This window comes from Ectothiorhodospira sp. BSL-9 (assembly GCF_001632845.1).
Lineage (GTDB): Bacteria > Pseudomonadota > Gammaproteobacteria > Ectothiorhodospirales > Ectothiorhodospiraceae > Ectothiorhodospira.
In genome coordinates, this window is sequence record NZ_CP011994.1 from 2,188,141 (window position 1) to 2,213,791 (window position 25,651).

Consider the following 25,651-nt stretch of genomic DNA (forward strand, 5'->3'; position numbering starts at 1 on the left):
GCGGGCCTGGGGCGCTAGAGGATGTCGGGCCAGGGCGGGGTGTTCTTATCCGATGTTTCGCCCTCAGGGGCCGAAGTGAACTGCGCCGGGCGAAACTGGAATTGAGTGAACAGGCTGGACTGGGTTTCGATGGCGGAGAGATCAACCATGAGTGTGCGACCCGCGAGGGTAACGGCCACCCGTTCGCCCGCCTCGAACAGGCCGGCCCGGCAGATCAAGGTGGCCTGCTGCTCCAGCACCTTGATCCGCGGCAGCAGCAGCCCCGGAATACTGCGCCCCATGGGGCGACCATGTCGCACCGGACTGATGTCCACCGGCATGGCCTTGGGAGCCAGCATCTTGATGCCGACTTCCAGGCCGGCGTCGCTGGGGCTGCGTATCCAGCGGATCATGCCCGGGCGCCAATGCTCGCGTCCAGAGTTGGCATCCCGCAGGGCGATCAGTTCACCCACTTGCGCCCGAACGCTCATATCACCACGCCAGCGCAGCCGAAAGCCTCCGGCGCTGGTATCGAGGACTTCCCATGGGGTTGGAGCTGGCGCCTCCTCACGGGGTTGCAAGGCCCCTGACTGATCCTGCGTGGTGCGATCGGTGACCAGATTACCCTTGGCGATGGTATCCCAGGCACTGGAACTGACATCCTTGGGCGTGTCTGCCAGGTAGCGCACGGTGATACCCTCACTCTCGTAGCGTGGGGAATCGGACATGCGTTCCAGGGTGAGTTCTTCGAAGGCCCTGTCCCGCTCCTGATCCTTGCCGACCGCGCTGGCTTGGGGGGCAGGGCTGATGGCCTGACGGATCATCTCGTGGATGGCGCTGATGCCCAGCACGACGTCGATGCGACCGTCGCGGGAGATGCGGCTGAAGCGGCGTCGGGCATTGTTGGTCCACGCCTGCAGGATGCGGGCGGCTGTTTCCTTGTGGAGCGGGCCGAGGGCGCCCTGGGAGCCGGCACGGACCTCCTCACGTATCTGGCGGATCAAGGGAAACAGGTTCAGGTAACGGACGGCCTCGTGACGGCTGACCTCTGAACCATGAATATAGGCCGGTGGCTCATCGGTGCTCAGGTCGAGCACGTACAGGTGATCAGCGTTGTCTGCCACGGGGGAGGTGGTGATGGCGCACTCGTGGGCAGAATCCTCCAGGTAGCGGGCCAGGGCATCAGCATCCCCCTGGTGCAGGGTGAGGGGGTCGGCCAGGCTGTAAAGACTTATCTGCTTGTAGGTGTGCGCCACGGTGCTGCGTCGATGGCTGTTCAGCTCGACATCCTTGATTTCCTTGGTGACCAACTGCCTCTGTTCGGCCAGGTGGTACAGCCAATGGGCCTGCTCCCATAGCCCGTCGGGCGTGGGCTGGTATAGGCGCCCGGCGTGAAATTGGCGTTCTGCCAGGGCGCGCATGGCCCGGTGAATGGCCAGGCCCAGATGCCGGGGCGCCAGGCGGTTGGCTTCGCAGCTGCCTTCGCGTACCACCTGCAGGTAGCCCATGGCGAACTCGTGCAGCAAATCGGTGTTGATATTGGCGATGCGCTGGCTTCGGGAAGCCAGGGGCAGGGAGCGGTTGATGAAGTGCCTGCTCAGTTGATCGACGATCACTTTGCGGGTGGGCCGCAGAAGTTCGAGGATCTCCAGGCGGTCGTCCGGGGGCATCCGCAACCGATTGAATTCGGTCAGGCCCTGATAGAACAGCCGGGTGGTCTCGCCGGTGTTGGCCAGGGGCAGTTCCCTCAGCCAGCGCTTTACCTTGCGGGGCTGAGTGGGGAATGGCTCGGTTTCCAGGTGCATCGACGGGGTCCCGACCAACATGGCGGAGTGCTCCAGCGTGTCTCTCAAATTACAACGTGAGACATTAAAAAGTGTGACGGAGTTCACTATAATTTATAGCGCACCTCCACCGTGGTAACAAATGATTTTTTGAAGCATGGTTCGTACCGGGAGGTATAAGTGCATCCTGGGCTTGTCGTTTTCAGGTGTGACATCAGGTCCCGGTCACTGGGGATTTCCCCGGTGCGCCTGGAATCTCCCTGACCAATCTGGGCAGGAGATAGCCGGGTTGTTGAGCTGCCAATGCCTTCATGATGGCGAGCGCCGCTGCCTCTTCCACCGCGAAATGCGCGGCCCCGCTCACCGGGTCCAGCACGTGGAGGTAATAGGGTTGCACGCCCGATGCAAACAAAACCTCGCCAAGATCACCCAGGGCAGCGACGCTGTCATTGACGCCGCGCAGGAGAACGGCCTGATTGAACAGGCGCACACCGGTCCGGTCCAGGGTGGCGAGGGCACTGCGGGTGGAGGTGTCCAGCTCCTGGGCATGGTTGGCGTGGATCACCATGACCGGGCGCAGGCGTGTGCCCGTGAGCCAGTCAATCAGATCCGGTCCGATACGTTCAGGAAGGATCACCGGCAGCCGGGTATGCACGCGCAGGGTGCGCAGGTGGTCGATGCGGGCAAGATCCCGTGTCATGGCGGCCAGTTCGCCATCCGTCAGCACCAGAGGGTCGCCGCCGCTGAGAATGACCTCATGGATATCCGGTCGCGAGCGCAGCCAGGCCAGTGTTTCTGGCCAGCGGCTGCGTCCGGCTGAGGCCTGCCCATAAGGATAATGACGGCGAAAGCAGTAACGGCAGTGAATGGCGCAGGCGCCGGTGGTGATCAGCAGGGCTCGGCCGGCGTATTTCTGGATGACGCCAGGGGCCGCCATGGCATCGAGATCCCCCACCGGGTCTTCCACGAAGCCGGGGGCCGCTTCGAGTTCGCTCTCCATGGGTAACACCTGGCGCAGCAGGGGGTCGTGCAGGTTACCCGGGCGCATGCGGGCCACGTAACTTTCCGGCACCTGCAGGCGAAACCGCTGTGCCGCTACCCGGGCCGCGGGCAGGAGTGCCGGATCCAGGTTCAGGCGGCGAATCAGGACCTCCGGATCGGTGATGGCTTGTGCCAGTGCCGTCTGCCAGGCACAAGCCTGACGGTCGGCGGTCAATCGCGTTATCATCGGCGGCTTTACCCAGAGGGCGGACACGGGGCGGTCGGGCATTTTGCCGCGTTTCCCGGGCCCGGTGCCAGTTCCGCCCCGGATGCGCCCGGCATCCACGGTTTTCCCTTACCCCCAATGCGAGCCGAGGGGCTCGACCCGGAGAACTTTGAGCATGGCAACCTACAGCACCAACGAATTCAAGAGCGGACTCAAGATCCTGATGGACGGCGATCCCTGCACCATCGTGGAGAATGAGTTCGTCAAGCCTGGCAAGGGTCAGGCCTTCAGTCGCGTGAAGATCCGCAATCTCAAGACCGGTCGGGTACTGGACAAGACCTTCAAGTCTGGCGAGTCGGTAGAGGCCGCCGACGTCATGGATACGGAGATGCAGTATCTCTACAACGACGGCGAGTTCTGGCATTTCATGGTGCCCGATAACTTCGAGCAGTACGCCGCCGGCGAGACTGCCGTGGCGGACGCCATGAAGTGGCTCAAGGAACAGGACACCTGCGTGGTGACCCTGTGGAACAATTCTCCGTTGTCGGTGGCGCCGCCCAACTTTGTTGAGCTCACCATCACCCAGTGCGACCCGGGTATTCGCGGTGATACCGCCACCGGCGGCACCAAACCGGCCACCCTGGAGACCGGCGCGGTGGTGAAGGTGCCCCTGTTCGTCAACGAGGGGGACGTGATCCGCGTGGACACCCGTAGCGGCGAGTACGTGTCGCGGGCATGACCTGGAAGCCAGCCGCCGCGTTCGGGCGGTTACGCCAACGGGCGCGCCTGCTGGCGGACATCCGTGACTTCTTCGCCTGCCGTGGGGTGCTGGAGGTGGAAACCCCGTACCTGTCCATGGCCGGGGCTACCGATCCTGCCATCCAGAGCCTTTCCGTGCCTCTGGGGGGTGGCAGGCGCTGGCTCCACAGCTCCCCCGAATTCCCCATGAAGCGGCTGCTGGCGGCGGGCAGTGGGGATATCTACCAGATCGCCCGCGTGTTTCGGGGTGAGGAGGCCGGGCGCCACCACAACCCGGAGTTCACCCTGCTGGAATGGTATCGGGTGGGCCTTGATCATCATGCGCTCATGGCCGAGGTGGAGGCCCTGATCCGCCAGGTGGCCGGCGATCGGCTGGCGGCTGACGTGCAAGTGCTGACTTATCGCGAGGCCATGCTCCGTCATGCCGGGGTGGATCCGTTTCAGGTCAGTGAGATGGAATTGTCCCGACGCGCCCGGTCCCTGGGGCTGGATGTGCAAGGCAGCCTGGATCGGGATGGCTGGCTGGATCTGCTCATGTCCACCGTGGTCTGCCAGGCCTTCCCGGCGGACACCCTGACCCTCATTCACGACTATCCGGCCAGTCAGGCGGCCCTGGCCCGGGTCCGTCCCGGAGAGCCGCCGCTGGCGGAGCGTTTCGAGGTGTATTGGGGGCCGATGGAGCTGGCCAACGGCTTCCATGAACTGGGGGATGCCGCGGAACAGCGCCGCCGCTTTGAGGCGGATCAGGACCGCCGCGCGCGTCAGGGGTTATTGCCCATACCCCTGGACGAGCGGCTTCTCAAGGCGCTGGAGGCTGGGCTGCCCGGCTGTGCCGGGGTGGCCCTGGGGGTGGATCGATTGCTCATGTGCCTGGGCGGCGTGGACGATATCCGGGAGGTGCTGGCCTTCGACTGGGAGCGGGCCTAGGGTTTTCCTAACGCATCGCCACCGGCTTCATCCACCCCAGCGCCTCACCCATCCTGAGCTTGCGCCCGCTGGTCAGCTCCTGGGACCATTCCACCGCCCCCTCGGGCAGCAGCAGGATCACCGTGGAGCCCAGGTTGAACCGGCCCATCTCATCGCCCCGGGACAGAGTCACCGGTTCGGATTGATGATCCTTGACCTCCATCTCCCGTGGCAGGCGCGGCGTGACCTCGCCGGACCAGACGGTTTCGATGGAGGCCACGTTGATGGCGCCCACCAGCACCATGGCCATGGGGCCCATGTCGGTGTCGAAGAGGCAGACCAGACGTTCGTTGCGGGCGAATAACCGGGGAATGGTGCGGGTGGTGAAGGGCGCCACCGAAAACAGCCTGCCGGGCACGTAGACCGTCTCCCGGAGCACGCCATCCCAGGGCATGTGCACCCGGTGATAGTCGCTGGGGGACAGGTACTGGGTGATGAAGTCGCCGTTTGCGAACGCCGCCGCGCGCTTCGGGCAGCCTCCCAGGAGCTCCTGAGCCGAATAATCACGCCCCTTGGCCTGGATGATCCGTCCATCGTGCAGTTTGCCGAACTGGCTCACGCGGCTGTCGGCGGGGCTGAGCAGGGCGTCCGGATGGGTGTCCAGGGGGCGGGCCTCTGGATGCAGGGCCCGGGTGAACAGGGCATTGAAACTGGCGTAGTGGGCGGGCTCCGGGTCCAGGGCCTCGGCCATGTTGAGTCCGTATTGACGAATGAACCAGCGTGCCACCGGGTCCTTCAGGCTGGTTTCCCAGCGTGACAACCGGTACACCACGCGCGAGATGGCGTGGTGGGGTAGCAGATACAGGGGCAGGGCCTTGAGCCAGTCCCGCCAGTTGGCCTCTTGATCGCTCATGGGAGTATTATCCCACAGCCCTCCATCACCCGCATGAATCTCATGGACATCTCTTCTGACAGCGACGATCTGGTCACGGTGCGTGATTACATCCGCCTCGGCATGAGCCGGTTCAGTGCCGCTGGCCTCACCTTTGGCCATGGCACCGATAATGCCCTGGACGAGGCCGCCTGGCTGGTCTTTCAGGCCCTGCACCTGCCTCATGACCTCTCCGGCGCCTGGCTGGATTGCCGCCTCACCCGGGAGGAGCGCCGCCAGGTGCTGGACCTGCTGCATCAACGGGTGGAGACCCGCAAGCCGGCCGCCTATCTCACCGGCCGGGCCTATTTCATGGGCATGGAGTTCAAGGTGGACGAGCGGGTGCTGGTGCCGCGCTCGCCCCTGGCGGAGTTGATCGGCCAGGGCTTTGCCCCCTGGATCGAGCCCGAACAGGTGGAGCGGGTGCTGGACCTGTGCACCGGCAGCGGTTGCATCGGCATTGCCTGCGCCCATGTGTTCCCGGATGCCCGGGTGGACCTGACTGATATCTCCCGGGATGCCCTGGACGTGGCACGTGAAAACATCAGCCTGCACGGGCTTGAGGATCGTGTGGAGGCCCTGGAGTCGGATCTGCTGGCGGAGCTGGGTTCCAGGCAGTACGACATCATCGTCAGTAACCCGCCTTATGTGGATGCCGCCGACATGGCCGCACTGACCCCGGAGTTCCGCCATGAACCGGAACTGGGGCTCTCGTCCGGTCCCGATGGCCTGGAGGCCACGGTGCGCATCCTCAAGGACGCCGGTCGACACCTGAAGCCCGGTGGCATCCTGGTGGTGGAGGTGGGCAATAGCGCCCCGGCCCTGGAGACCCGCCTGCCGGATGTGCCGTTCACCTGGCTGGAGTTCGAGCACGGGGGGCAGGGGGTGTTCCTGCTCACCGCCGAGCAGGTACAGTCGCTCTGAAGTGACGCCGGTGCAGGGGCGCTCGAGTGGTCCTCACATGGCCTCAACATGGCACAAGTCACGCAAATGGCCGGTCAGACGTGCCAATCCGGTTCGGCATGTTTATGATGAGCGGTTACAATAGATGATCAACACTTTATCCCCGGGTACCTAGCCGCCATGAGCTTGTCGCAGAGCATTGATTTCGATCTGGACCTGATCAACCGTTACAACACGGCGGGTCCTCGATACACATCCTATCCCACGGCGGTGCAGTTCCACGAAGGCTTCGGGGCGGAGCGCTACGCGGAGATCGCCCGGGAGACCAATGCCAGCGGGCGTCCGCTGTCGCTGTATTTCCACATCCCCTTCTGCGACACGGTGTGCTTCTACTGCGCCTGCAACAAGGTGGTCACCAAGGACCGCGCCAAGGCCAAGCCCTATCTGGACCGTCTGTACAAGGAAATGGCCATGCAGGGGGCGCTGTTCGACAAGACCCGGCCGGTGACCCAGCTGCACTGGGGCGGCGGCACGCCCACCTTCATCTCCCACGACGAGATGTCCGAGCTGATGGGCATGACCGGCGAGCACTTCAAGCTGCTGGACGACGATACCGGCGAATACTCCATCGAGATCGACCCTCGGGAAGTGGACGACAGCACCCTGGGCCTGTTGCGCAAGCTGGGCTTCAACCGCATCAGCCTGGGCGTGCAGGACTTCGACGAGAAGGTGCAGAAGTCCGTCAACCGTGTGCAGAGCGAGTCCCTGGTGCTGGGCGTGCTGGAAGAGGCGAGAAGCCTGGGCTTCCGCTCCACCAGCGTGGACCTGATCTACGGCCTGCCCCATCAGGATCGCAAGACCTTCGGCGATACCATCGAGAAGATCATCAAGGTGGATCCGGCCCGGATCTCGGTGTTCAACTACGCTCACCTGCCGGATCGCTTCAAGCCCCAGCGCCGCATTGAAGAAGAGGCCCTGCCCAGCCCCGGAGAGAAGCTGGCCATGCTGCAGCAGACCATCCAGCAGCTCACCGAGGCCGGTTACGTGTACATCGGCATGGACCACTTCGCCAAGCCGGATGACGAACTGGCGGTGGCCCAGCGGGACCACACCCTCTACCGTAACTTCCAGGGGTACTCCACCCACTCCAACTGTGATCTGGTGGGCCTGGGTTCCACCAGTGTGGGGGTTGTGGGCAACAGCTACAGCCAGAACCATCATGATCTGGAGAAGTACTTCCAGTGCATCGATGAGGGCAAGCTGGCGGTCTTCCGCGGGGTGGAGCTGGATACCGACGATGTGCTGCGCCGCGATGTGATCACCCGTCTGATCTGCCATTTCGAACTGGCTTTCGAGGACGTCGAAAAGGTGCACGGCATCAAGTTCACCGACTACTTCGCCCGTGAACTCAAGGAACTCAAGTCCATGGAGGACGATGGTCTGATCAAGGTCTCCGGTAACTCCATCACCGTGCAGCCCGCCGGACGTCTGCTGATCCGCAATATCTGCATGACCTTCGACCGTTATCTGCGTGAGGCCACGGAACAGCGCTTCTCCCGCGTGATCTGATTCCGCTGTCCTTCTGCCCTTACCCCAAACCCTCTCCCGCCCGGCGGGGGAGGGGCCATCCTTCGGGGCCCGAGCATCCATGTCCGGAAACACCATAGGCAAGCTGTTTACTGTGACCAGCTTTGGCGAGAGCCACGGCCCGGCCATTGGCTGCATCGTTGATGGCTGCCCCCCTGGCCTGGCGTTGAGCGAGGCAGATCTGCAGGGGGACCTGGACCGGCGTCGCCCGGGGACCTCCCGGCATACCACCCAGCGGCGTGAACCGGATCAGGTGAAGATCCTCTCCGGTGTCTTCGAGGGCGTGACCACCGGGACACCCATCGGGCTGCTGATCGAGAATGCCGACCAGCGCTCCAAGGACTATTCGGAGATCGCCGAGCGCTTCCGGCCCGGCCATGCGGATTACACCTATTTCAAAAAATACGGTCTGAGGGACTACCGGGGCGGCGGTCGCAGTTCGGCCCGGGAGACCGCCATGCGGGTGGCTGCGGGCGGCATCGCCAAGAAATATCTGCGCGAGCACTTCGGGGTGCAGGTGCGGGGTTATCTGGCCCAGTTGGGGCCCATCCGCATCGACACCGTGGACTGGTCCGTGGTGGACACCAACCCCTTCTTCTGTCCCGATGCCGCCAAGGTGCCGGAACTGGAGGCCTATATGGATGCCCTGCGCAAGGAGGGGGACTCCATCGGTGCCCGCATCAACGTGGAGGCCTCTGGCCTGCCCGCCGGCTGGGGCGAGCCGGTATTCGACCGTCTGGATGCGGACATCGCCCACGCCATGATGGGCATCAATGCCGTCAAGGCCGTGGAGATCGGTGACGGCTTTGCCTGCGTGGAGCAAAAGGGCACCCAGCACCGGGACGAAATGACCTCCGAGGGGTTTGTTTCCAACCATGCCGGGGGTGTGCTCGGGGGGATCTCCTCGGGTCAGGACATCCGCGTGAGCATGGCCTTGAAGCCCACCTCAAGCATCCGTTTGCCGGGGCGATCCCTGGATGTGCATGGCGAGCCCGTGGAGGTGATCACCACCGGGCGCCATGATCCCTGCGTGGGCATCCGGGCCACGCCCATTGCCGAGGCCATGCTGGCCATCGTGCTGATGGACCATGCGTTGCGGCATCGGGGGCAGGTGGGGGAGAAGGGTCGGGGGTGAGGGGAGTGGTGGGCACGGTGTCACGTTTGCCTGCCTCGCCTCAACGCTCTTGATTCCGGAAAATCCATGCCTGCTTCCTACTGGAAACTCTCCAGCTTCTATTTTTTCTATTTCGCCAGTATCGGCGCCTTCATGCCCTACTGGGGGCTGTACCTGAAGGAACAGGGTTTTGGCGCCGGGCAGATCGGCGAACTCATGGCCATCGTGCTGGCCACCAAGATCATTGCCCCCAATGTCTGGGGCTGGCTGGCGGACTACACCGGCAAACGCACCCTGGTGGTGCGCATCGCCGCGGGTATGGCCATGGTCTGCTTTGCCGGGCTGCTGTTCCACTCGGGCTACTGGTGGGTGGCGGTCACCATGGCCCTGTTCAGCTTCTTCTGGAACGCGGCGCTGCCCCAGTTTGAAGCCACCACCATGAACCACCTGGGCAAGAGCACCCATGCCTACAGCCGGATCCGGCTGTGGGGGTCCATCGGCTTCGTGATCTCGGTGGGCAGCCTGGGGGCGGTGTTCGAGACCGTGGATGTGGCCTGGTTGCCCTGGATCGTACTCGTTCTCCTGGGTGCCCTCTGGCTCAGTACCCTGCGGGTGCGGGACGGGGGCGGTGTGCAGCCCGGGCCGGAGCCGGAATCCCTCTGGACCACCCTGAAGATCCCGGCGGTGATCCTGCTGCTGGTCGCCTGCTTTCTCATGCAGGCCAGTCATGGTCCCTACTATGCGTTCTTCACCCTGTATCTGGAGGAACATGACTACACCCGCACGGTGGCCGGCTACCTCTGGGCGCTGGGGGTGCTGGCGGAGGTGGGGGTTTTCCTCATGATGCATCGCTGGCTGCCGCGTTTTGGTGCCTGGCGCCTGCTCGCCCTGGCCCTGCTGATCACCGCGGTACGCTGGGGATTGCTGGCCGGTTTCGTGGACAGCCTGCCGATGCTGGTGGTCATCCAGTTGATGCACGCGGCCAGCTATGGCCTTTACCATGCGGCGGCCATCTCCTTGATCCACCAGTTTTTCGTGGGGCGTCAGCAGGGCCGGGGGCAGGCCCTGTATTCCTCCCTGAGCTTTGGTCTTGGCGGCGCCATGGGGGCCCTGGCCAGTGGTTACATCTGGGATGGGGTGGGGCCCCTATGGGTGTATGTGATGGCCTCGGGCCTGGCCACCGCAGGGTTCGTTGCCGCCCTGCTGGGTAGCGGTTCGCGGCAGTATTCAGTGCGGCCGGGTTCGGTGACTCAATGAGTGCGCGATAAGCGCGCGCCCTGATCGTGTTGTTTTCAAGCCGGGTCTGAAGGCGCATCGGCCCCCTCCAGCATGGCCAGCATTACCGATGCGGCGTTGGAGCGGGTGCGGTCCCGGTGAGTCACCCAGCCCAGTTCCCGGTGCATGGTCAGACCGGGCAGGTCCAGGTGGTGCAGCCCCGCGCCCATGGACAGGGGGAGCACACCCCAGCCCAATCCGATGCTGATCATCATCTGCAGTGTTTCCAGGTAGTGGGTCTCCAGCACCCGTGTGGGGGCCATGCCCTGGGTGGAGAAGGCCGCATTCACCAGGCGGCGGGTGAAGGTGCCCTCCGGGGGCAGGATGGCCGGATAGCCGCTCAGGGCTTCGGGAGTGCAGGTCCGGCTGGCCAGGGGATGATCCTTGGCCACCATGGCCGCCAGTGGGTCGTCCCAGATGCGCTGCCGGGTCAGCAGGGGTGAAGGCTGCTCCGGCAGGGTGACCACGGCCAGGTCCACCTGCCCCAGTTCCGCTGCCCGACAGGCCTCTTCCGATTCCATGAAGCGGATGTCCAGTTCCACTGCCGGGTAACGCCGCGCGAAGGTCTTGAGCACGGGCGGCAGCCTGCGCAGGCCCACATGATGGGAGGTGGCCAGGACCAGGGGGCCCTCCACCCGATCCGAGAGGTTATCCAGCAGTCGTCGCGTTTCCGCCAGGTCCTCCAGGATGAGCCTGGCCCGGGGCAGCAGCACCCGGCCGGCCTCCGTCACGCTGATGCGACGGCCGATGCGGTCGAACAGGCGCTGGCCCAGTTCCGACTCCAGGGCAGCCACACGCTTGCTCACCGCGGGTTGGGTGAGGTGCAGGGTCTGCGCTGCTTCGGAGAAGGAGCCGGTGTTTGCCACCGCCAGGAAGGCCTTGAGGTTTTCCGGGAGCATGAGGCTTCTCGCAAGTGGTGCAGGCTTTGAATTCCCCAGAGGAATACTTTACATGAATAAGATGAATTGGCGTTATCGAACTCCGGTCTCTATCCTTATCACCAGAGGCAATCGAGGTATTCACCCATGACCGGAAAGACACTCTACGACAAACTCTGGGACGCTCACGTGGTCCGCCGCGAGGACGATGACACGGCCCTGCTCTACATCGATCGGCATCTGGTGCACGAGGTGACCTCGCCCCAGGCCTTCGAGGGCCTGCGCCTGGCGGGGCGTCAGCTCTGGCGCACCAACACGGTGCTGGCCGTGCCGGATCACAATGTACCCACCACGGACCGTGAAAAGGGCATCGCCGATCCCGTCTCCCGCACTCAGGTGGAAACGCTCCAGCAGAACGTCACCAGTCTGGGCATCACCTTTTTCCCCATGGGCGACGTGCGTCAGGGCATCGTGCACGTGATCGGGCCGGAGCAGGGGGCCACGCTCCCCGGCATGACCGTGGTCTGCGGTGATTCCCACACCTCCACCCACGGGGCCTTCGGGGCCCTGTCCGTGGGGATTGGCACTTCGGAGGTGGAGCATGTGCTGGCCACCCAGTGCCTGCTGCAGAAGAAGATGAAGAACATGCTGGTCTCCGTGGACGGCAAGGTGGGCCCCGGGGTCACCGCCAAGGACATCGTCCTGGCCATCATCGGTGAGATCGGCACGGCCGGCGGCACCGGTTGCGCCATCGAATTTGGCGGTGAGGCCATTCGTGACCTGTCCATGGAAGGTCGCATGACCGTGTGCAATATGGCCATCGAGGCCGGCGCCCGGGCTGGCATGGTGGCCGTGGACCAGACCACCATCGACTACGTGAAGGATCGCCCCTACGCGCCCCGTGGCGAACACTGGGAGCAGGCCGTGGCCGCCTGGCAGGAACTCAAGTCCGACCCGGACGCGAAGTTCGACCACGTGGTGCGCATCGATGCCGCCAGCATCCAGCCTCAGGTGAGTTGGGGGACCTCTCCGGAGATGGTGGCCCCCATCAGCGGCCGGGTACCCGACCCGGCCCTGGCCGGTGATGCGGTCAAGACCCGTGGCATGGAGCGGGCGCTGGAATACATGGGCCTGCAGGCGGGTATGGCCGTGACCGACATCCAGGTGGACAAGGTCTTCATCGGTTCCTGCACCAACGGTCGCCTGGAAGACATCCGCGCCGCCGCCGAAGTGGTGAAGGGACGCCGTGTGGCCGAGAGCGTCAAGCTGGCCATGGTGGTGCCGGGCTCGGGCCTGGTGAAGCAGCAGGCGGAGCAGGAAGGCCTGGACAAGGTGTTTCTGGAGGCCGGCTTTGAATGGCGTGATCCGGGTTGCTCCATGTGCCTGGCCATGAACGCCGACCGCCTGGAGCCGGGAGAGCGCTGCGCCTCCACCTCCAACCGTAACTTCGAGGGTCGTCAGGGCCTGGGGGGGCGCACCCACCTGGTGAGCCCCGCCATGGCGGCAGCCGCGGCCGTGGCCGGGCATTTCGTCGATGTCCGGGACATGAACTGAGTGAGGTGACCCCATGGATAAATTTCAAAGACTGACCGCCAAGGTGGCGCCGCTGGATCGCTCCAATGTGGACACCGACGCCATCATTCCCAAGCAGTACCTGAAGTCCGTCAAGCGCACGGGCTTTGGCCCCACACTGTTCGATGACTGGCGTTATCTCGACCCGGGCGAGCCGGGCATGGATCACAGCCAGCGTCGCCAGAACCCGGACTTCGTGCTGAACGATGCACGCTATCAGGGTGCCCAGGTCCTCCTGGCCCGCAAGAATTTCGGCTGTGGCTCCTCCCGTGAACATGCGGTGTGGGCCCTGACCGATTATGGTTTCCGGGTCGTGATCGCCCCGAGCTATGCGGATATCTTCTTCAGCAACAGCTTCAAGAATGGCCTGTTGCCGCTGGTGCTGGACGAGGCCGTGGTGGATCAGCTCTTCCATGAAGTGCTGGCCCAGCCCGGCTATCAGTTGACCGTGGACCTGGAGGCCCAGACCGTGGAAACCCCCTCGGGCGAGAGTTTCTCCTTCCAGGTGGATCCGTTCCGACGTCATTGTCTGCTCAACGGGCTGGACGACATCGGCCTCACCCTGCAGCATGCCGATGATATCCGCGCCTACGAGGAGAAACGCCGCGCCGAGGCGCCCTGGCTGTTTCCGGCCTGATAAAAGAATCATGCACGCCGACGGACCGCCTCCCCCGGGGGCGGTCCCGGCTGTCACACTGATCCCATCACTCCTGTTGTCATTCCGAGTATCCCATGACCCACAAAATCCTTGTCATGCCCGGTGACGGCATCGGCCCCGAGATTGTCACCGAGGCCACCCGTCTGCTCAACGCCCTGCGCGAGCGCTTCGGCCTGGACGCTGAACTGGAAGAGGCCCCCATCGGTGGCGCCGGCTACGACGCCGCCGGTGAGCCCCTGCCGGCACAGACCCTGAAACTGGCCCGCGAGGCCGATGGGGTGCTGCTGGGCGCCGTGGGCGGCCCGCGCTACGACGAACTGCCCTGGGAGAAGCGCCCGGAGCGTGGCCTGCTGGCCATTCGCGCCGAGTTGCAGCTTTTCTCCAACCTGCGTCCGGCCATCCTCTACCCGCAACTGGCCTCCGCCTCCGCCCTCAAGCCGGAGATCGTCGGCGGCCTGGACATCATGATCCTGCGGGAGCTCACCGGTGGGGCCTATTTCGGCAAGCCCCGGGGCATCGACACCCGCGAGGATGGCGTGCGCCAGGGTTACAACACCATCATCTATTCCGAACCGGAGATCGAGCGCATCGCCCGAAGCGGTTTCGAGATTGCCATGAAGCGGGGCCGGCGCCTGTGTTCCGTGGACAAGGCCAATGTGCTGGAGGTCTCACAGCTGTGGCGTGAAGTGGTGGAACGGGTGGCCAGGGAGTACCCGGACGTGGCACTGTCCCACATGTACGTGGACAATGCCGCCATGCAGCTGGTGCGCGCACCCAAACAGTTCGACGTGATCGTTACCGAGAACATGTTCGGCGATATCCTCTCCGATGCGGCCGCCATGCTCACCGGTTCCATCGGCATGCTGCCTTCCGCTTCCCTGGACGCCCATGGCAAGGGGCTTTACGAACCCATTCACGGCTCGGCGCCCGATATCGCCGGGCAGGGCCTGGCCAATCCGCTGGCCACGCTGCTGTCGGTGGCCATGATGCTGCGCTACAGTCTCAATGAAGAGGCTCAGGCGGCACGCGTGGAGGCTGCGGTGGGCCAGGTGCTGGACAAGGGCCTGCGCACGCCGGACATCTGGACCCATGGCTGCGACAAGGTGGGCACCCAGGAGATGGGCCAGGCGGTGGTGGCCGCCCTGTCCGACTGACCGATCGTTGCCCGCGCACCCATAATCAGTATTCGATTCAAGGATTCATAAACATGAGCAAAACCTATGATGTGGCCGTTGTCGGTGCGACCGGCGCCGTTGGCGAGACCATGCTCTCCATCCTGGCCGAACGGAAGTTCCCCGTCGGGCAGGTGTATGCCGTGGCCAGCAGTCGTTCCGCCGGTTCCCGGGTAAGCTTCGGCGACCGTCAACTGGTGGTTCAGGACCTGGCCGGGTTCGATTTCTCCAAGGTGCAGATTGGCCTGTTCTCGCCGGGCGCCTCCGTCTCCAAGGAATATGCCCCCAAGGCAGCCGCCGCCGGCTGCGTGGTGATCGACAACACCTCCCAGTTCCGCTACGACGACGATATTCCTCTGGTGGTGCCGGAGGTGAACCCCCATGCGGTGGCCCAGCACACCAACCGGGGCATCATCGCCAACCCCAATTGCTCCACCATCCAGATGCTGGTGGCCCTCAAGCCCCTGCACGACGCCGTGGGTATCGAGCGCATCAATGTGGCCACCTACCAGGCGGTGTCGGGCACCGGCAAGGAGGCCATCGAGGAACTGGCCGGTCAGTCGGCGCGACTGCTCAATGGCCAGCCGGTGGAATGCCAGGTGTATCCCAAGCAGATCGCCTTCAACTGTCTGCCGCATATCGATGTCTTCCTGGAAAACGGCTACACCAAGGAAGAGATGAAGATGGTGTGGGAGACCCGCAAGATCTTTGAGGACGACGCAATCCAGGTGAATCCCACCACGGTGCGTGTGCCTGTGTTCTACGGTCACTCCGAGGCCGTGCACATCGAGACCCGGGACAAGATCAGCGCCGAGAAGGCCCGCGAACTGCTGGCGAATGCGCCGGGCGTGGAAGTGCTGGACGAGCGTGCCGACGGGGGTTATCCCACGGCGGTCACCGAGGGGGCCAACCGGGATCCGGTCTTTGTGGGCCGTATCCGCGAGGATATCTCCCATCCCCGGGGCCTGAATATGTGGGTGGTGGCGGATAACGTGCGCAAGGGGGCCGCCCTCAACAGTATCCAAATTGCCGAAGTTTTGATAAAAGATTACTTATAACGTGAGTCTGTCCTGAGTCAGTGGACCGGATGCAGCGTCCGGTTCACTGCATGACGAGGCTCAACCGGGGGAACGGCGACCGGGCCGGATGAGCAGGACGGTCCCCGGGTCGTGTCAAAGAGGGGATTAAGCTGTGCGCAGACTGGCTTTGGGAACCGCCGTGTGGGCCCTGATCGTACCGGGGGCGAGCCTGGGGCTGGGACTGGGAGAAATCGAACCCCGTTCCGCGCTCAATCAACCCCTCCGCGCGGAGATCGAACTGGTCTCAGTGGAGCCGGGCGAGATGGACGATCTGGTGGTTCGGCTGGCACCCGACGCCCTGTTCACGCGCATGGGCATCGACCGGGATCACCGTTTGACCGAGCTGGAGTTCGAGCCCATGACCACCGGGGACGGTCGCCACGTGATTCGGGTGACCTCCCGCGACCCCATCCGCGAACCCTTCCTCAACTTCCTTATCGAAGCCAGCTGGCCCAGCGGTCGTCTGGTGCGCGAATACACCATCCTGCTGGACCCACCCACCCGCTTCGAACAGACCCGCCAGCCCACCCCGGCGCCGTCGGCTCCGGCACCCGGGCGTGAGGCCGCCCCCCCGGGGGTGACCCGCGCCGAAGCGCCCCGCGACACCGGCCCCTCCACTTACCGGGTCAGTCGTGGCGACACCATGTGGCAACTGGGCGAACGGTTGCGTCCCGATACCGACGTGAGCGTGGAGCAGATGATGCTTGCGCTGCTCAGGGCCAATCCCGAGGCATTCGAGGACGACAATATCAATAACCTGCGCAGCGGCCATGTGCTGCGCGTGCCGGACCGGGATGAGATCACCCGCCTGGCGCCCCGCGAAGCACGTCAGGAAGTGGTGCGTCAGAATCGACTATGGCGGGAATACCGGGAGCGGGCCACCGAACAGCCTGAACCCCAGGTAGCCGTTGCCGATGAGCCGTCGCCGCCGCGCGACCCGGCTCCGGACGAAGCCACGGAACCGGCCCCCCCCGCGCCGATGGACGACGATGCCCGCCTGGAGATCGTTGGCGATGGTCTCACCGATGACGAGGCCCAACGCCTGGAGCGGGAACTGGCCCTGTTGCGGGAAACCACCGAGTCCCGTCGCCAGGAGGCGGAGGAACTGCGTAACCGGGTGGAAGAGCTGGAAGGGTTGCTGGAAAGGCAGTCCCGTCTGCTGACCCTCACCAACCAGCAGCTGGCAGATCTGCAGAACCAGTTGGCCCGCATGGAGGGCCGCGACCCCGACCACCTGCCTCTGGCCCTGCCTACCGAGCCTTTGCCAACGGCCCCCGAGGCGGTCGCGCCCGCGCCGGACCCGGATGCGAGTCCGACCCCTGAAGTGGCCCCAGCGCCTCCTGCACCGGCCACACCCGCCGAACCGGAGCCGCGACCCACCGCGCTGACCCAGTTACTGAACAATCCTTCCCTGCTCATGGGGGCCGGTTTTGGGCTGTTGCTGATCCTGGCCCTGCTGTGGCTGATGATCCGTCGCCTGCGTGAACGTGAGGGCGACGAGGACGCCGCACCCCCCCTGGCTGATGCCTCGATGGGCCAGGAGGCCGGCACTCAAGGCACGGGGACGGGAACCGCCGCCCTGGCCGCAGGCGCTGCCGCTGGCGGTATGGCTGCTGCTCGGGATGATGCGGGTCAGGAGCGGCCCACCTTTGGCGTCGAGTCCGACTCCAAAGAGGATATGTCCACGGCGATGATGGACACCATGGAAACGCAGTTGCCCTCACCGAAAGGGCCCATGGGGGATTCCTCCGAGCTGACCGATACCATGGAGCTGACCCTCCCCGGCGGTGCTGCCGCCGAAGAACCGGAGGATGGCGGCCCGCGCCATCGGGACGAAGTATCGAATGACGATACGGTGGCCGAAGCGGATGTCTACCTGGCCTATGGGCTGTACCAGCAGGCGGAGGATCTGCTCGAAAATGCCGTGAAGCAGGACCCTGATCGCCTGGATTATCGTTTCAAATTGGCAGAAACCTATTTCGCCGGCAAGAATCGGGAGGCCTTTGAGGGCGTGGCGGCAGACATGCGCCAGTCCCTGGGTGAGCGTCCCGCCAGGCTGTGGGACCGCGTGGTGCTCATGGGGCAGGAGATCAGCCCGGATAATCCCCTGTTCCGCGGTGCGGCCGCCGCGGGTCAGGCCACGCACGAGCGCCCTGATACCAGCGATTTCGATCTGGATACCACGGAACTGGAAGGCTCGCTCTCCGAGGTGGACTTCGAGATTCGTGATGACATGGATGACATGGGGCTGGGGGAAGATCCAGCCTCTGAGGATCAGACACAAATCTCCGATATCGGTGAGCTGGATCTGGATCTGCCCGAGGACATCCGAGCCGATGTGTCCGAGGGTTCAGGTAAGGTGGCCCCGGAAGATGCACCCACCATGCAGGTGGAAGGAACCCCGGGCATGGATGACGAGGCTCCCACCCGGGTTCAGACTCCGTCACAGGCGGCCACGCCCGCCCCGGACAAGCCTGAGGAGCGCGCCCGTACCCAGAACGCCGATGATGCGACACTGGAATTTGACCTGGACGACAGTGGCTTCCTGGATGAGGACTGGGCGAAAGACGTGGGTGATGATGCGCCCAAGCCGGACCTGGACAAGGGCGCTGACATCGGTGCGGATGAGCCGACCCGGCGCGCCGATGCCGCGGACGATACCGCCACGCTGCAGATGGACGAGCCCTTCCCGGATCTGGACGCACCCCCGGCACGGGATCGTGATGTCGCCAGCTCCACCACCGAGGGCAGGGACGAGCAGGACGACACCCTGCAGCTGGATGCGGACGATCTGAACTTTGATCTGGATGACATGGAGTCCATGGGCAAGGAAGAGCCTGCCACCCCCAGGGCGCTGGGTGAGGATCTGGACTCCGATGCCGATACCCGATGGCTGGATGACACGTTTGACGCAGACGATGCCGCCCGTACCGCAGATGAACTGGACAGTGCCGAGGATGACGACTTCAGCCTCGGCGACGAGGTCAGCACCAAGCTGGATCTGGCCCGGGCCTACATCGAGATGGGTGATGCCGAAGGCGCCCGTGCCACACTGGAGGAAGTGATCAGCGATGGTGACGAAGGTCAGCGTCGCGAGGCCGAGGAGCTGATGCGGCAGATCCAGTAAGCCGCCGGTTACCCGGCACCTCTTCCAGCCCCAGGAAGACCACCCACCGGATGGCACCGATCATCCAGTGGGTGGTTTTCATCGTGATTCATGCATCCAGCCACCAAGATACTCGGCGTTATCCTGTTCATTCTCTGCGTTGCTCGGGCCAACCCGGCGGTACTTGCCGGTGGATGTTTCTGGGTGGCGCTGGGCCTGTGGCATGTGGGCAGGCAGGGGATCGACCGCTTCCTGACCATGGTGGCGCGGCTTAAATGGTTTTTCCTGTCCATTATTCTGGTTTTTGGTTGGTTTACTCCCGGGACGCCGCTGCTCGCCCTTGCGCCGGAGTGGTCTCCCAGCCGGGAGGGGCTGGTGCTGGGGCTGCAACGCAGCCTGGTCCTGGTGCTGGCCGTGGGAGCGGTGGTCTGGCTGCTGGAGACCACCCGACGCGATGATCTGGTGAAGGGCCTGCTCTGGCTCACCCGCCCCCTGGCGATCCTGGGGTTTCCGCGCGAGCGGTTTGCGGTGCGCCTGGTCCTGACCCTTGAGGCGCTTCCCCGCGTCGGGCTTCTGGCCCGGGAGGCGCGGGATCATGCCAGCGAGGCACCCCGGGGGCTGGGGGAGCGACTGCAAGGCTTGGGCGAACGGGCTGCGGGCCTGTTTCAGAGCGTGCTCAACCAGGCGCAACAGGCGCCGCTGGAACCCATTCATCTGGCCCCCTTGGCGGCACCGGGGTGGCGGGACTGGCTTGGCGTGGCGCTGGTCATCCTGCCCTTGATGGCCCTGGCCGCTGGGCCTTGAAGGGCCCGAACGCCCCTGATTCTTCCGAACGACTGGTACACATGACTGAGACCCTTCATCGCCTGGCGATAGGCATCGAATACGACGGCTCCGGATTTCGCGGCTGGCAGACCCAGAAAGAGGCCCGTACCCTGCAGGCCCAGGTGGAGAAGGCCCTCTCCCGGGTGGCGGACGAACCCATCGGCGTGACCTGTGCCGGTCGCACCGATGCGGGTGTGCATGCCACCGGCCAGATCATTCATTTTGACACCAGCGCGGTGCGCGATCCGCGCGCCTGGTTGCTGGGGGGAAACAGCCATTTGTCCCCGGAGCTGAGTTTTCAGTGGGTGCGGCCCATGCCCGATGACTTTCATGCCCGTTTCTCGGCGCGGTGGCGTCGTTACCGCTACATCTTTCTCAACCGCCTCACCCGACCGGCGATCCTGCGCCGTCGAGTCACCTGGATTCATCGACCCCTGGATGCGACGCTGATGGCCGAGGCGGTGCCGTATCTGCTGGGGGAGCATGATTTTTCCAGTTTTCGCGCCAAGGGCTGTCAGGCGCGCACACCCATACGCACGGTGCAGGACGTATCGGTGCATCGCCGAGGCGATTTCATCCATCTGGATATCCGCGCCAACGCCTTCCTGCATCACATGGTCCGCAATATCGCCGGGGTCTTGATGGCCATTGGTCGTGGCGAATATCCTCCCGAGTGGATCGCCGAGGTGCTCACGGCGCGAGACCGCTCCCAGGCAGGCATCACGGCTCCGCCGGACGGCCTCTACCTGGTGCAGGTGGGTTACGAGGATCGTTTCGATCTGCATCCGCCGGCAGTCGTGCCCGAGTACGCCTGACTCCCCGGGCAGGCTGATCCTGGGGCCGGATTTCTGTTAACCTTGCCCATCCTGTTCAGCAACCCGGGCGGCCATGCGTACCCGTATCAAGATCTGTGGCATTACCTGCGCCGAGGACGCCCGGGCAGCGGCTCAGGCCGGCTGCGATGCCATCGGTCTGGTCTTTTACGATCGAAGCCCCAGGGCAGTCGATGTGGAGCAAGCACTGGCCGTGGCCCACGCCGTGCCGCCGTTCGTGGCGCGGGTGGGATTGTTCATGGATGCGGATGCCGAGCAGGTGCGCCAGGTGATGGCCCGGGTGCCCCTGGAGGTGCTGCAGTTTCATGGTGGCGAGCCGCCGGACTATTGCGAGTCCTTTGGCCGCACCTACCTCAAGGCGGTCCCCATGGCCGGTTCCGAGACGCCGGAAGCCTTCATGGCCCGTTATGCCGGGGCACAGGGTTTCCTGCTGGACAGTCATGGCGCCGGTCAGGCCGGCGGTACCGGGCAGACATTCGATTGGGGCCGATGGCCCACGGGCAGCCCACAGTCGTTGGTGCTGGCGGGTGGGCTGCATCCCGACAATGTGGCCGAGGCGGTCAGGCAGACCCGCCCCTGGGCCGTGGATGTGAGCAGTGGCGTGGAGTCGTCGCCGGGTGTGAAGGATGCCCGACGCATGATCCGATTCATCAGCGAGGTACGACGTGTCGACCGTGAGCAAACCCCAACAGACGCCTGACTGGAGCGCCTTCCCGGATGCCCGTGGGCATTTCGGGCCCTATGGTGGCCAGTTTGTCTCCGAGACCCTGATGGAGCCCCTGGAGGAACTGCGAGAGGCCTATCATCGTTATCTCAAGGACCCGGAGTTCCTGGCTGAACTGGACCGTGACCTGGCACAGTACGTGGGTCGCCCCAGCCCCTTGTATCTGGCGGAACGGCTCACCCGTGAACTGGGGGGTGCCCGCATCTACCTCAAGCGCGAGGACCTGAATCACACCGGTGCCCACAAGGTGAACAACACCATTGGCCAGGCGCTGCTGGCCAAGCGCATGGGCAAGACCCGCATCATTGCCGAGACCGGCGCAGGACAGCATGGCGTGGCCACGGCCACCGTGGCGGCCCGCCTGGGGCTGGAATGCGTGGTCTACATGGGCGCTGATGACATCCAGCGCCAGTCGCCCAACGTGTATCGCATGCGTCTGCTGGGCGCCAGGGTGGTGCCCGTGTCCTCCGGGTCGCGGACCCTCAAGGATGCCCTCAACGAGGCCATGCGTGACTGGGTGACCAACGTGGACAATACCTTCTACATCATCGGCACCGTAGCCGGTCCACACCCCTATCCGGCCATGGTGAGGGACTTCCAGTCGGTGATCGGTCGCGAAGCCCGGGCCCAGTATCTGGAAGAGACCGGCGAACTGCCCGATGCCCTGGTGGCCTGTGTGGGCGGTGGTTCCAATGCCATCGGGCTGTTTCACCCCTTCCTGGATGATGCCAGCGTGGCCATGTACGGGGCCGAGGCCGCCGGAGACGGTATTGACAGCGGCCGCCATTCCGCGCCCTTGTGTGCCGGCAAGCCCGGCGTCCTGCATGGTAATCGCACCTATCTCATGGAGGATGCCGATGGACAGATCACCGAGACCCATTCGGTGTCGGCCGGGCTGGATTATCCCGGTGTGGGGCCGGAGCATGCCTGGCTCAAGGATGCGGGGCGGGTGCAGTACGTGCCCATCACGGACGAGGAGGCCTTGTCCGCCTTCCATCGCCTGACCCGCACCGAGGGCATCATTCCGGCACTGGAATCCAGTCATGCCATCGCCCAGGTGATCAAGCTGGCGCCCCAGGTTCGCGCCGATGGCGGGATCATCGTCAATCTGTCCGGTCGTGGTGACAAGGACATCAACACCGTGGCCCGCATGGAGGGCATCGAGCTGTGAGTCGCATTGCCGCCCGTTTCGAGTATCTCAGGTCTCAGGGTCGCAAGGCCCTGATCCCCTATGTGACCGCCGGTGACCCGGAGCCCGCCAATACCGTGCCGCTGATGCACGAGCTGGTGAACGCCGGAGCCGATATCGTTGAACTGGGGGTGCCGTTCTCCGATCCCATGGCCGATGGCCCGGTGATCCAGCAGGCCTGCGAGCGTGCCCTCAAGCACCACGTGAGCCTGCGGGACGTGCTGGGCATGGTGCGCGAGTTTCGCCGCGACAACACCACCACGCCGGTGGTTTTGATGGGCTACCTCAATCCCGTGGAAATCATGGGCTACGAGACCTTTGCCCGGGAGGCGGCCGAGGCGGGCGTGGACGGGCTGCTGATCGTGGACCTTCCCCCCGAGGAGGGCGGTGATCTGGTGCAGACCCTGACCACGAACGGCATCGATCCCATCTTCCTGCTGGCGCCCACCAGTCACGAGGGCCGTATCAAGGCCATCTGCGCAGCCGCGTCCGGTTTTGTGTACTACGTATCCCTCAAGGGGGTGACCGGTGCCGCTACCCTGGATGTGGATGCGGTGGCAGAGAAGCTTACCCTTATCCGGCAGCACACGGACCTGCCCGTGGGTGTGGGTTTTGGCATCAGCGATGCGCCCACCGCTGCCCGTGTAGGCCGTGTGGCCGATGCCGTGGTGGTGGGCAGTGCGCTGGTCAAGCTGCTGGCCGCCAACACCCAGGATCTGCCGGCTGGTCGTGCCGCCGCAGCAGGTCTGCTGGGAGAGATGCGCCAGGCCATGGATGCCGCCCACCAGGCCTGACGGGATTTGCCATTAGTCTTCAAGGTCGGCCACGTGCCCGTGCCGATCATCGATCCAACAGGATGACCGACGCCCATGAGCTGGTTTGAAAAACTCGTCCCTTCCCGGATCCGCACCGACGCCACCAACAAGCGTGCCGTGCCCGAGGGTCTGTGGCTGCGCTGTGATGGCTGTTCGGCCACCCTGTATCGCCCCGAGGTGGAGCGCAGCCTGGACGTCTGTCCCAAGTGCGGCTTTCACATGCGCATGAATGCCCGGCGCCGTCTGGAGACCTTCCTGGACGCAGGCGAACGCGAGGAGATTGGTGCTCAGATCGAGCCCTTGGACATGCTGCGCTTTCGCGACAGCAAGCGTTACAAGGATCGCCTGCAGGCGGCCCAGAAGACCACAGGCGAGAAGGATGCGCTGGTGGTCATGAAGGGCACGGTGCGGGATGTACCCGTGGTGGCCGCGGCCTTCAACTTCAACTTCATGGGTGGCTCCATGGGTTCCGTGGTCGGTGAGCGGTTTGTGCGCGGCGTGAATACCGCCGTGGAGCAGGGCGTTCCCATGGTGTGCTTCTCGGCCAGTGGCGGGGCCCGCATGCAGGAGGCCCTGTTCTCGCTCATGCAGATGGCCAAGACCAGTGCCGCCCTGGCGCGGTTGCGCGAGGCGCGCCTGCCCTATGTCTCCGTGATGACCGACCCCACCATGGGGGGCGTGTCGGCCAGTCTGGCCATGCTTGGTGACATCAATGCCGCCGAGCCGGGCGCCCTGATCGGGTTTGCCGGCCCGCGGGTCATCAAGCAGACGGTGCGTGAAACCCTGCCGGAAGGCTTCCAGCGATCCGAGTTCCTGCTGGAACACGGCGCCATCGACATGATCATTGATCGCCGGGAAATGCGGAACCGCCTCTCCTCGGTGCTGTGTCTGCTGACCCACCGGCCTGGTCAGCCGGTTCCCGAGGCCGAGGCCTTCGATGAGGAGTCTGATCCGGAGCGGGTGGGGCAACCTCCCGAGGGCGCGCTCGATCAGTCTTCGGAGCAGGACAAGGCTGCACAGGGGCCGGCCAGTTCATGAGTGAACCCGGCGTACCCCGGCCGCGATTCGACAATCTGTCGGACTGGCTGGACTGGCAGGAGCGGTTTCACATACGCCCCATTGACCTGGGGCTTGAGCGGGTGGGGCGCGTAGCCGACCTGATGGGTTTGCGGCCAGCCTCTGCCCCCGTGATCACCGTGGGTGGCACCAATGGGAAAGGGTCGACGGTGGCGTTTCTGGAGGCCATCTATCGGGCTGCGGGCTATCGCGTCGGTGTCTACACCTCGCCTCATCTGCTGCGCTATAACGAACGTATTCGCCTGCAGGGGGAGCCTGTGGGGGATGGCCCTCTATGCGAGGCCTTTGCCGCCATCGACCGGGCCCGGGACAACATCAGCCTGAGTTATTTCGAGTTCGGCACCCTGGCGGCCCTGTGGCTGTTCCGCCGCGAAGCCATGGACGTGATCCTGCTGGAAGTGGGGTTGGGTGGTCGTCTGGATGCGGTCAATATCCTGGACGCCCACGTGGCCGTGGTCACCTCGGTGGGGATCGATCATCAAAGCTGGCTGGGGGAAGACAGGGAAGCCATTGGTTTTGAGAAGGCCGGTATCTTTCGCAGTGAACAGCCGGCGGTTTGTGGTGATATGGATCCGCCCCGTCGCCTGCTGGAGCATGCCGCCAGCCTGGACACCCCCCTGGCCCTGGCCGGCAGCGACTTTCATGCCGGGCCCGTGGCCGAAAACGGTGTGTGGGATTATCACGGCATGGGCATGACCCTCACGTCGTTGCCGCCACCGGGCCTGGCCGGCTCGGTGCAGCGTGGCAATGCCGCCACCGCCATTACCGCGGCCCTGCTGCTGGAGGATCAGGTCCCCCTGACCGAGCGCGCCGTGCGTGAGGGGATCGCCCAGGTACGTCTGGCGGGGCGGTATCAGCGCCTTCAGCAGGACCCCGCAGTGTGGGTGGATGTGGCGCACAATCCACAAGGCGCCCGCATCCTTGGGGGGCACCTGGCCGATGAGCCCGTCAAGGGCCGCACCCTGGCCGTCATGGCCGTCATGGCCGACAAGGATGTGGCGGGAATTCTGGAGCCATTGAGATCGTTGGTGGATGCCTGGTATCTGGGGGCGCTGGACATTCCCCGAGCCCTGGCGCCCGAGGAACTGGCTGTCCACCTGGAGGGCGCAGCCCCGGTGCAGATCCAGGCCAGCGTTGCCCAGGCCTGTGAGGCGGCGCTGTTGCAGGCGGGCCCGGGGGATCGCATTATCGTCTTCGGTTCCTTCTATACCGTGGCCGCCGTGCTGCAGACCCCGTTCCCCTGGGCCAGCGCACCCTTGAAGAGCGCCTGATTCGCCC

22 protein-coding genes are annotated in these 25,651 nt (G+C 64.6%); 18 read left to right on the forward strand and 4 right to left on the reverse strand.

Annotated features, from left to right (window positions below; translation table 11 throughout):
- Positions 1-14: 14 nt before the first annotated feature.
- Positions 15-1,805 carry a hypothetical protein gene (locus ECTOBSL9_RS10265; protein ID WP_156500092.1) on the reverse strand — a complete coding sequence of 597 codons (1,791 nt, stop codon included), beginning with the start codon at positions 1,803-1,805 and terminating at the stop codon, positions 15-17.
- Between the two features lie 172 nt (positions 1,806-1,977).
- Positions 1,978-2,991 (reverse strand): EF-P beta-lysylation protein EpmB, encoded by a 1,014-nt coding sequence (epmB, locus tag ECTOBSL9_RS10270; protein WP_156500093.1) that lies wholly within the window; start codon positions 2,989-2,991, stop codon positions 1,978-1,980.
- A gap of 154 nt (positions 2,992-3,145) precedes the next feature.
- Between epmB and efp the strand changes: the two genes are divergently transcribed.
- Entirely contained in the window at positions 3,146-3,709 is a 564-nt protein-coding gene (gene efp / locus ECTOBSL9_RS10275) for an elongation factor P (RefSeq protein ID WP_025281169.1), read from the forward strand.
- Positions 3,706-4,656 (forward strand): EF-P lysine aminoacylase EpmA, encoded by a 951-nt coding sequence (gene epmA / locus ECTOBSL9_RS10280; RefSeq protein ID WP_063464964.1) that lies wholly within the window; start codon positions 3,706-3,708, stop codon positions 4,654-4,656. Before efp ends, epmA begins: the two co-directional genes overlap by 4 nt.
- Positions 4,657-4,663: 7 nt before the next feature.
- Here epmA and asd read toward each other — a convergent pair whose 3' ends face one another.
- Entirely contained in the window at positions 4,664-5,548 is an 885-nt protein-coding gene (gene asd / locus ECTOBSL9_RS10285; protein WP_063464965.1) for an archaetidylserine decarboxylase, read from the reverse strand.
- Between the two features lie 42 nt (positions 5,549-5,590).
- On the opposite strand from asd, the gene prmB reads away from it, so the two are divergent.
- The 4 genes from prmB (at position 5,591) to ECTOBSL9_RS10305 (ending at position 10,427) form a co-directional block, all read left to right on the forward strand.
- Complete coding sequence (gene prmB / locus ECTOBSL9_RS10290; protein ID WP_082829869.1) at positions 5,591-6,490, forward strand: 50S ribosomal protein L3 N(5)-glutamine methyltransferase; 900 nt, start codon at positions 5,591-5,593, stop codon at positions 6,488-6,490.
- 159 nt (positions 6,491-6,649) lie between these two features.
- Complete coding sequence (gene hemN, locus ECTOBSL9_RS10295; protein ID WP_063464967.1) at positions 6,650-8,038, forward strand: oxygen-independent coproporphyrinogen III oxidase; 1,389 nt, start codon at positions 6,650-6,652, stop codon at positions 8,036-8,038.
- A 79-nt stretch (positions 8,039-8,117) separates the two neighbouring features.
- The gene (gene aroC / locus ECTOBSL9_RS10300; RefSeq protein ID WP_063464968.1) at positions 8,118-9,191 is read left to right on the forward strand and encodes a chorismate synthase; all 1,074 of its coding nucleotides are present in this window, start codon (positions 8,118-8,120) and stop codon (positions 9,189-9,191) included.
- Positions 9,192-9,257: 66 nt separating this feature from the next.
- A complete protein-coding gene (locus ECTOBSL9_RS10305; protein WP_063464969.1) occupies positions 9,258-10,427 on the forward strand; it encodes an MFS transporter in 1,170 nt (389 codons plus the stop codon).
- A 35-nt stretch (positions 10,428-10,462) separates the two neighbouring features.
- Here ECTOBSL9_RS10305 and ECTOBSL9_RS10310 read toward each other — a convergent pair whose 3' ends face one another.
- A complete protein-coding gene (locus ECTOBSL9_RS10310; RefSeq protein ID WP_063464970.1) occupies positions 10,463-11,344 on the reverse strand; it encodes a LysR family transcriptional regulator in 882 nt (293 codons plus the stop codon).
- A gap of 126 nt (positions 11,345-11,470) precedes the next feature.
- Here ECTOBSL9_RS10310 and leuC point away from each other — a divergent pair, with 126 nt between their 5' ends.
- The 12 genes from leuC to folC all read left to right on the forward strand — a co-directional run bounded on the left by leuC (position 11,471) and on the right by folC (position 25,644).
- Positions 11,471-12,877 carry a 3-isopropylmalate dehydratase large subunit gene (leuC, locus tag ECTOBSL9_RS10315; protein ID WP_063464971.1) on the forward strand — a complete coding sequence of 469 codons (1,407 nt, stop codon included), beginning with the start codon at positions 11,471-11,473 and terminating at the stop codon, positions 12,875-12,877.
- Positions 12,878-12,890: 13 nt separating this feature from the next.
- Positions 12,891-13,532: a 3-isopropylmalate dehydratase small subunit gene (gene leuD, locus ECTOBSL9_RS10320; RefSeq protein ID WP_063464972.1), complete on the forward strand. Its 642-nt coding sequence runs from the start codon at positions 12,891-12,893 to the stop codon at positions 13,530-13,532.
- Positions 13,533-13,627: 95 nt separating this feature from the next.
- Positions 13,628-14,707: a 3-isopropylmalate dehydrogenase gene (gene leuB / locus ECTOBSL9_RS10325; protein WP_063464973.1), complete on the forward strand. Its 1,080-nt coding sequence runs from the start codon at positions 13,628-13,630 to the stop codon at positions 14,705-14,707.
- 53 nt (positions 14,708-14,760) lie between these two features.
- The gene (locus tag ECTOBSL9_RS10330) at positions 14,761-15,783 is read left to right on the forward strand and encodes an aspartate-semialdehyde dehydrogenase (protein WP_063464974.1); all 1,023 of its coding nucleotides are present in this window, start codon (positions 14,761-14,763) and stop codon (positions 15,781-15,783) included.
- A 133-nt stretch (positions 15,784-15,916) separates the two neighbouring features.
- Positions 15,917-18,931: a FimV/HubP family polar landmark protein gene (locus tag ECTOBSL9_RS10335; protein ID WP_156500094.1), complete on the forward strand. Its 3,015-nt coding sequence runs from the start codon at positions 15,917-15,919 to the stop codon at positions 18,929-18,931.
- 90 nt (positions 18,932-19,021) lie between these two features.
- The gene (locus tag ECTOBSL9_RS10340) at positions 19,022-19,714 is read left to right on the forward strand and encodes a CbiQ family ECF transporter T component (RefSeq protein ID WP_063464976.1); all 693 of its coding nucleotides are present in this window, start codon (positions 19,022-19,024) and stop codon (positions 19,712-19,714) included.
- A 41-nt stretch (positions 19,715-19,755) separates the two neighbouring features.
- On the forward strand, positions 19,756-20,550 hold the full coding sequence (gene truA / locus ECTOBSL9_RS10345) for a tRNA pseudouridine(38-40) synthase TruA (RefSeq protein WP_063464977.1): 795 nt from the start codon (positions 19,756-19,758) through the stop codon (positions 20,548-20,550).
- A 73-nt stretch (positions 20,551-20,623) separates the two neighbouring features.
- Positions 20,624-21,268: a phosphoribosylanthranilate isomerase gene (locus ECTOBSL9_RS10350; protein WP_063464978.1), complete on the forward strand. Its 645-nt coding sequence runs from the start codon at positions 20,624-20,626 to the stop codon at positions 21,266-21,268.
- Positions 21,243-22,463 (forward strand): tryptophan synthase subunit beta, encoded by a 1,221-nt coding sequence (gene trpB / locus ECTOBSL9_RS10355; RefSeq protein ID WP_063464979.1) that lies wholly within the window; start codon positions 21,243-21,245, stop codon positions 22,461-22,463. The genes ECTOBSL9_RS10350 and trpB overlap by 26 nt, the downstream gene beginning before the upstream one ends.
- On the forward strand, positions 22,460-23,275 hold the full coding sequence (gene trpA / locus ECTOBSL9_RS10360; RefSeq protein WP_063464980.1) for a tryptophan synthase subunit alpha: 816 nt from the start codon (positions 22,460-22,462) through the stop codon (positions 23,273-23,275). The genes trpB and trpA overlap by 4 nt, the downstream gene beginning before the upstream one ends.
- 75 nt (positions 23,276-23,350) lie before the next feature.
- On the forward strand, positions 23,351-24,334 hold the full coding sequence (gene accD, locus ECTOBSL9_RS10365) for an acetyl-CoA carboxylase, carboxyltransferase subunit beta (protein ID WP_063464981.1): 984 nt from the start codon (positions 23,351-23,353) through the stop codon (positions 24,332-24,334).
- Entirely contained in the window at positions 24,331-25,644 is a 1,314-nt protein-coding gene (gene folC, locus ECTOBSL9_RS10370; RefSeq protein ID WP_063464982.1) for a bifunctional tetrahydrofolate synthase/dihydrofolate synthase, read from the forward strand. The genes accD and folC overlap by 4 nt, the downstream gene beginning before the upstream one ends.
- Positions 25,645-25,651 lie beyond the last annotated feature (7 nt).

Coding starts and splice junctions, on each gene's coding strand:
- ECTOBSL9_RS10265 (WP_156500092.1), bottom strand. CDS start 1,805: ATGTTGGTCGGGACCCCGTCGATGCACCTGGAAACCGAGCCATTCCCC.
- epmB (WP_156500093.1), bottom strand. CDS start 2,991: ATGATAACGCGATTGACCGCCGACCGTCAGGCTTGTGCCTGGCAGACG.
- efp (WP_025281169.1), top strand. CDS start 3,146: ATGGCAACCTACAGCACCAACGAATTCAAGAGCGGACTCAAGATCCTG.
- epmA (WP_063464964.1), top strand. CDS start 3,706: ATGACCTGGAAGCCAGCCGCCGCGTTCGGGCGGTTACGCCAACGGGCG.
- asd (WP_063464965.1), bottom strand. CDS start 5,548: ATGAGCGATCAAGAGGCCAACTGGCGGGACTGGCTCAAGGCCCTGCCC.
- prmB (WP_082829869.1), top strand. CDS start 5,591: ATGGACATCTCTTCTGACAGCGACGATCTGGTCACGGTGCGTGATTAC.
- hemN (WP_063464967.1), top strand. CDS start 6,650: ATGAGCTTGTCGCAGAGCATTGATTTCGATCTGGACCTGATCAACCGT.
- aroC (WP_063464968.1), top strand. CDS start 8,118: ATGTCCGGAAACACCATAGGCAAGCTGTTTACTGTGACCAGCTTTGGC.
- ECTOBSL9_RS10305 (WP_063464969.1), top strand. CDS start 9,258: ATGCCTGCTTCCTACTGGAAACTCTCCAGCTTCTATTTTTTCTATTTC.
- ECTOBSL9_RS10310 (WP_063464970.1), bottom strand. CDS start 11,344: ATGCTCCCGGAAAACCTCAAGGCCTTCCTGGCGGTGGCAAACACCGGC.
- leuC (WP_063464971.1), top strand. CDS start 11,471: ATGACCGGAAAGACACTCTACGACAAACTCTGGGACGCTCACGTGGTC.
- leuD (WP_063464972.1), top strand. CDS start 12,891: ATGGATAAATTTCAAAGACTGACCGCCAAGGTGGCGCCGCTGGATCGC.
- leuB (WP_063464973.1), top strand. CDS start 13,628: ATGACCCACAAAATCCTTGTCATGCCCGGTGACGGCATCGGCCCCGAG.
- ECTOBSL9_RS10330 (WP_063464974.1), top strand. CDS start 14,761: ATGAGCAAAACCTATGATGTGGCCGTTGTCGGTGCGACCGGCGCCGTT.
- ECTOBSL9_RS10340 (WP_063464976.1), top strand. CDS start 19,022: ATGCATCCAGCCACCAAGATACTCGGCGTTATCCTGTTCATTCTCTGC.
- truA (WP_063464977.1), top strand. CDS start 19,756: ATGACTGAGACCCTTCATCGCCTGGCGATAGGCATCGAATACGACGGC.
- ECTOBSL9_RS10350 (WP_063464978.1), top strand. CDS start 20,624: ATGCGTACCCGTATCAAGATCTGTGGCATTACCTGCGCCGAGGACGCC.
- accD (WP_063464981.1), top strand. CDS start 23,351: ATGAGCTGGTTTGAAAAACTCGTCCCTTCCCGGATCCGCACCGACGCC.
- folC (WP_063464982.1), top strand. CDS start 24,331: ATGAGTGAACCCGGCGTACCCCGGCCGCGATTCGACAATCTGTCGGAC.